The 5,644-nt window shown below is 64.8% G+C and carries 9 protein-coding genes; 8 read left to right on the top strand and 1 reads right to left on the bottom strand.

The window, feature by feature from the left end:
- The 4 genes from VK804_RS31955 to VK804_RS31940 form a co-directional block, all read left to right on the top strand.
- On the top strand, window positions 1-760 hold a 760-nt coding region (locus VK804_RS31955), incomplete at its 5' end, for an FAD-binding oxidoreductase (RefSeq protein ID WP_325752286.1).
- Window positions 761-783: 23 nt separating this feature from the next.
- Window positions 784-1,212, top strand: a complete 429-nt coding sequence (locus VK804_RS31950; RefSeq protein WP_325752285.1) for a GNAT family acetyltransferase — start codon at window positions 784-786, stop codon at window positions 1,210-1,212.
- A 21-nt stretch (window positions 1,213-1,233) separates the two neighbouring features.
- Window positions 1,234-1,821 carry an NUDIX domain-containing protein gene (locus VK804_RS31945; RefSeq protein ID WP_325752284.1) on the top strand — a complete coding sequence of 196 codons (588 nt, stop codon included), beginning with the start codon at window positions 1,234-1,236 and terminating at the stop codon, window positions 1,819-1,821.
- Window positions 1,822-1,852: 31 nt separating this feature from the next.
- Window positions 1,853-2,491: an aspartate/glutamate racemase family protein gene (locus VK804_RS31940; protein WP_325752283.1), complete on the top strand. Its 639-nt coding sequence runs from the start codon at window positions 1,853-1,855 to the stop codon at window positions 2,489-2,491.
- Between the two features lie 116 nt (window positions 2,492-2,607).
- Here the strand turns inward: VK804_RS31940 and VK804_RS31935 are convergent, their stop codons facing one another.
- The gene (locus tag VK804_RS31935) at window positions 2,608-3,372 is read right to left on the bottom strand and encodes an SOS response-associated peptidase (RefSeq protein ID WP_325752282.1); all 765 of its coding nucleotides are present in this window, start codon (window positions 3,370-3,372) and stop codon (window positions 2,608-2,610) included.
- A 62-nt stretch (window positions 3,373-3,434) separates the two neighbouring features.
- Here VK804_RS31935 and VK804_RS31930 point away from each other — a divergent pair, with 62 nt between their 5' ends.
- The 4 genes from VK804_RS31930 (at window position 3,435) to VK804_RS31915 (ending at window position 5,240) form a co-directional block, all read left to right on the top strand.
- The gene (locus VK804_RS31930) at window positions 3,435-3,947 is read left to right on the top strand and encodes a hypothetical protein (protein WP_325752281.1); all 513 of its coding nucleotides are present in this window, start codon (window positions 3,435-3,437) and stop codon (window positions 3,945-3,947) included.
- Between the two features lie 3 nt (window positions 3,948-3,950).
- Window positions 3,951-4,373: an NUDIX hydrolase gene (locus tag VK804_RS31925; RefSeq protein WP_325752280.1), complete on the top strand. Its 423-nt coding sequence runs from the start codon at window positions 3,951-3,953 to the stop codon at window positions 4,371-4,373.
- A 70-nt stretch (window positions 4,374-4,443) separates the two neighbouring features.
- Window positions 4,444-4,821, top strand: coding sequence for a TIGR02301 family protein (locus VK804_RS31920; protein WP_325752279.1), 378 nt, complete (start codon window positions 4,444-4,446; stop codon window positions 4,819-4,821).
- Between the two features lie 152 nt (window positions 4,822-4,973).
- Window positions 4,974-5,240 carry a hypothetical protein gene (locus VK804_RS31915; RefSeq protein WP_325752278.1) on the top strand — a complete coding sequence of 89 codons (267 nt, stop codon included), beginning with the start codon at window positions 4,974-4,976 and terminating at the stop codon, window positions 5,238-5,240.
- Window positions 5,241-5,644: the final 404 nt, after the last annotated feature.

Raw genomic sequence — 5,644 nt, 5'->3', positions numbered from 1 at the left:
TCCGAAGCCGCGCGCGGTCGAAACCGCCTATGTCGGCCTGAAATCGCCGGCGCAGGCGCTGAAATTGCTTTCGATCTCGCAAGCCGAGGCGGCAGGCACGCTGACGAGTTTCGAGTTGCTTTCCGATATCGCGGTGGATTTTTCCGTCCGGCACGGCATCGACGTCCGCGATCCCCTCGCCGGCAAGCATCCGTGGTACGTGCTGATGGAGTTGTCCTCGCCGCGCGAGGACGCCCGCGCCACACTGGAAGCGATCCTGGCGCGGGGCCTGGAGGCCGGCATCGTCGACGACGCCGTGATCGCCAATAGCCTCAGTCAGCGCTCAGCGTTCTGGAAGCTGCGCGACGAGATGTCGGCGGCGCAGAAGCCGGAAGGCGGCTCGATCAAGCACGATATCTCGGTGCCGGTGGTCGCGGTGCCGGATTTCATCGAACAGGCCGATGCTGCCGTGATCAAACTGATCCCGGGTTCGCGGCCGGTGCCGTTCGGCCATCTCGGCGACGGCAATATCCACTACAATGTCAGCCAGCCCTTGGGCGGCGATACCGCGGATTTCATGGGCCGCTGGCACGAGGTCAACGCGGTGGTATTCGACATCGTGCTGCGGATGGGCGGATCGATCTCGGCCGAGCACGGCATCGGCGTGCTCAAGCGCGACGAACTGCCCGAGGTCAAGGACAAGGTCGCGATCGAACTGATGCGCGCCATCAAGGCCATGCTCGATCCGCATGGCATCATGAATCCCGGCAAGGTACTGTGACAGCGTCGGCGTCTGCTACTACGTTGTCCATCGCGCCGATCGGGGACGCCGATGTCGCTGATGTCATCGCGCTGTGGCAGGCTTGCGGCTTAACGCGGCCGTGGAACGATCCCGCCGCGGATATCGCACTGGCGCGGCGCGGGCCGAACTCGACCGTGTTGATCGGCCGCGACGGCAGCACGATTGTCGCGACCGCCATGGTCGGACACGATGGCCATCGCGGCTGGGTCTATTACGTCGCGGTCGATCCCGACCGCCGTGGGCAAGGCCATGGCCGAGCAATCATGAACGCGGTAGAGGATTGGCTGCGCGCGGCTGATATCCCGAAGCTGCAGCTGCTGGTCCGGCGCGATAACGCGAAGGCCGGCGCATTCTACCAGTCGATCGGGTACGAAGAAGCCGAGACGATCGTCTTCGCCAAGTGGCTCGATGGCCGCAAGCCGGCAGCGTGATCCGAACATGGCAGGCTATTCATGACCATCTCCGACCGCATCCGCGTCAAGGACGTCCGCCTGCTCTCCGACAACCATTACATCCTGAAGACGACCACCTTCGAATGGCGGCGGGCCAATGGTGAATGGCAGACCCAACACCGCGAGAGCTATGACCGCGGCAACGGGGCTGCGCTGTTGCCGTACAACCTGGCGCAGGGCACCGTGGTGCTGGTGCGGCAGTTCCGCTATCCGGCCTATGTCAACGGCTACGACGATCTCCTGATCGAGGCGTTGGCCGGCCTGCTGGACAATGAATCTCCGGAGATGCGGGTTCGCGCCGAGGCGGAGGAGGAGACCGGTTATCGGCTGGGCGAGATCCGCAAGATATTCGAAGCCTTCATGAGTCCCGGCTCGGTCACCGAAAAACTGCACTTCTTCGTCGCCGAATATGAGCCCGGCATGAAGGTCGGCTCGGGCGGCGGCAATCCCTCCGAAGGCGAGGACATCGAGGTGCTGGAAATGCCGATCGACCAGGCCACCGCCATGGTCGGCGACGGCCGCATCGTCGACGCCAAGACCATCATGCTGCTGCAATACGCGGCGCTGCATATTTTCAGGCAACATTGACAGCCCTGCGGGCCGCGGACAGATTGCCCCCATGCGCATCACCCTGATCCATGCTTTGAAACATTCGATTGTCCCGATCGAGGCCTCGTTCGCCCGGCTCTGGCCGGATGCGACCTTGATGAACCTGGTTGACGACAGCCTGTCGGCCGATCTCGCGCGCGACGGCCGCCTCACCGTCGCGATGACCGACCGCTTTCTCGCGCTCGGGCGCTACGCGACCTCGACCGGCGCTGATGCGATCCTGTTCACCTGCTCGGCGTTCGGCCCCTGCATCGAGGCGGTCGCGCGCGAGCTGGCGCCGATGCCGGTGCTCAAGCCCAACGAAGCGATGATCGAGCAGGCCGCCTCTCGCGGCATGCGGATCGGTTTGCTCTCGTCGTTCCCGCCGACGCTGGCCTCGATGCCCCGGGAATTTCCCGCGGCCATGGAGATCGTGCCGAAACTGGCGGAAGGCGCCATGGCCGCGCTCGATCGCGGCGATCGCACTGAGCACGACCGCCTGGTGGCGGAAGCCTCGCGCGACTTGCGCGACTGCGACCTGATCGCGCTCGCGCAGTACAGCATGGCGCCGGCGGCTGCGCTGGTCGCCGAGGCCTCCGGGCGGCCGGTGCTGACCACGCCGGACAGCGCGGTCGCGAAGCTGAAGCAATTGCTCAGCGTCCGCGCGTGAGCCGCGATACCGAATCCGTCATGGCCGGGCTTGTCCCGGCCATCCACGTCTTTCTTTCCTTGCCTTAAGACGTGGATGCCCGGGCCAAGCCCGGGCATGACGAAAAGAGACGATGTTCAGAACAAACTTCCCTGCCCGTCATCCGACGCCACCGGCGCCGGCTTGCGCTGGCTTGGCTTGTTTGCGGGCCTCGGCGCTTCGGCTTCGCGCTGCTCCGCGGTGATCGGCAGGATCAGCTGCGCGTCGTCATTGGCGACGCGGTTGACCCGCGTGGAGACCTCGTGCCAGGCGAACTCGCCCTCGCGCGGCGGCCGCAGCAGCGCCATCACCTCGTCCGCGTCGTCCGACCTGCAATCGAGCCAGCGGTCGAAATCGCCGGCGCCGATCGCCACCGGCACGCGGGGATGCAGGCTGGCGAGATCGCCGCTCGCCGGCGCCGTGACGATCGCGACCGTATCGAGTTCCTCGCCGTTGGGGCCGATCCAGGTTTCCGCAAGCCCAGCGAGCCCGATCGGAGCACCGTCGCGGCGATGGACGAAATAGGGCCGCTTGCGGTGCCCGGAAGCCTGCCATTCATAATAGCCGTCCGCCGGGATCAGGCAGCGCCGCCGCCTGATCGCGTTCTTGAAGGCCGGTTTTTCCTTGACGGTCTCCGCACGGGCGTTGATCAGCAACGTGAAATTACGGGGGTCCTTGACCCAGGCCGGCAGCAGGCCCCAGCGCATCAGCCGGAAATGCCTGATGCCGTTGTCGACGATGACCACAGGTATGGGTTGGGTCGGCGCAACATTGTGCCTCGGCGGGAAATTCGGCTGTTCGAGATAGCCAAAAATCAGCCGCAGCGCCGCCGGGGGCGAGGTGATGACGAAGCGTCCGCACATTCTATGCCTTAAATATGCATAAGTTCAGGACCTTTTAACCCCGAACGTCAAGACTGCGGCAGATGACATCAACGGCTTCCAATCCCGCGCGAGCCGATCGCCCGACGCCGCGGCAGACCGGCCCCGTCGACCCGGCGCGGGCCGCCCTGCTGCGCGCCGCCAATATCAATCCCCGCACCGGGCTTGCCACCGACTATCTGAATCATTTCAACGAAGCCATCATGCTGCTCGAAATGATTCCGGACATGCCGGAATGCGCGGACGATTTCCTGGTTTGGCAACCGCTGAGCTATCGCGAGCATTTCACGGCCTCCAATTTCGGGGCGCGCGATCTCGCCATCGAGGCCTATGATTCCGCCGACACCGTCATCCGCACCGAATTCGACAACCTCACCAGCGCCATGACCTCGATCCTGACCGCGGTCGGCGCGGCGATGCGCGAAGCCACGCAGGACAAAACCCGGGCTACGCTCGCCGAGCAGGCCACCAACTGGGTCAAGCCGCTGGTCGCGCTGGCCGGTGGCGTCATCAATGGCGGCGCCGAGGCCGACGTCGATTACATCATGACGCATTGAGCCATGGCGGAGGCTCAGCCCCCCCATCCCCAGCTGGCGGTCAGCGCGGCGATCTTTCGCGACGACAAGATCCTGCTGGTGCGGCGCGCCCGTTTCCCCGCCAGGGGGCTTTATTCGCTGCCGGGCGGCCGGGTCGAATTCGGCGAGACGCTGCAGGCGGCGCTGCATCGCGAGGTCGACGAGGAAACCTCGCTCCGGATCGAGATCATCGGCCTTGCCGGCTGGCGCGAGGTGGTCCCGGGAACCGCGGGCGGCGGGCATTATCTGATCATGTCGTTCGCGGCGCGCTGGGCCTCCGGCGAGGTGATGCTGAACGACGAACTCGACGATTTCAGGTGGCTGTCGCCCGGCTCGCTCGGCGATCTCCAGCTCACTCCGGGCCTGCAGGAGATGATCCAGCGGGCCCAGGACCTGCTCCGGGCCTGACCCATCCGGCGGCCGGGACCCGCCCAGCGCCTTGCTTCCAGCCCATTGAAAAGGCATATCACGGCCATCCATGTCGAAGCATTTTTGGGCCGTTCTCATCCTCATCTCGGTTGGCCTCTCGAGCCCCGCACGGGCCCAGGATGCGGCTGCGCCGTTCGACGGCGACCTGCAGCGGCTGGCCGAGATCCTCGGCACCCTGCATTACCTCCGGGGCATTTGCGGCAACAATGAAGGCAGCAAGTGGCGCAACGAGATGCAGGCGCTGATCGATGCCGAAACCCCCTCCGGCGACCGCCGCGCCCGCATGATCGCGGGTTTTAATCGCGGCTATAACGGGTTCCAGCAGACCTACCGGACCTGCACGCCGGCCGCGACGGTGGCGATCCGCCGCTACATCGAGGAAGGCTCGAAGATTTCGCGCGACCTGACCGCCCGTTATGCCAACTGACGCGGCCGCTTCGTTTTGGACCCACGGGCCCATATTGTTCGGCGCCGTTAACCTTTCCTAAAGAACTGGCCTAGGCGGCCACGCGGCGCGTGCTACATCTCGCAGCGTTCGACGCGTTCCGCCCTGGACCCGCGCAAAGCCTGTTGAGTTTCATGAGCCATCCAGCGTCCTACTCGATCGCCCGCGACCCGTTGCCCGATCACGAGCAGAAGCAGGCGGCGCTGAGCTATCTGAACGAGGCCTGGGCGGAGGCGCGGCACGACGGCGTCGACGGCGATTGCCTGGCGCAGGCGAGCCTGTTTGCGGCATTCGCCGAACTGGTCGGAACCTATGGCGAGGACGCGGTGGCGAAATTCGTCGAGGGCCTTCCCGGGCGCGTCCGCAACGGCGAGTTTTCGACGCGGCTGGCGAAGCAGTAGTTTTTCCGATTCGATTTTCAAACGGCCAATTTTTAGAGCCATCATTCCGAGGCGCCCGAAGGGCGAACCCGGAATCTCGAGATTCCGGGTTCGATGCTTCGCACCGCCCCGGAATGACGACCTGACATACATCCACGATCTCGCCGCATGATTTTTTTTGCGCGAGGTATTCCTTTATTCCCGCCCTCTTCATTGAGGGCGCAGGGAATGCCGGGCGGCCGATGCGCCCGATAGCCGCGTGTGCAATGAGTAGTGGGTAGAAGGCACACGCGTTAGCAGGTCACACCGGAATCACCCGGCATTCCCCACGCAATGGTTTACGGATTATAGCGCGCTCTCCCCGGTGCTCCGGGCCTTTTGGCCACCGTCATCCGCGTCACTTCACGCGAACTTGACACCAGCGT

Source organism: Bradyrhizobium sp., assembly GCF_035484855.1.
Lineage (GTDB): Bacteria > Pseudomonadota > Alphaproteobacteria > Rhizobiales > Xanthobacteraceae > Bradyrhizobium.
The sequence above is the reverse complement of the archived record's forward strand: the minus strand, read 5'-3'. Positions and strand labels throughout refer to the sequence as shown.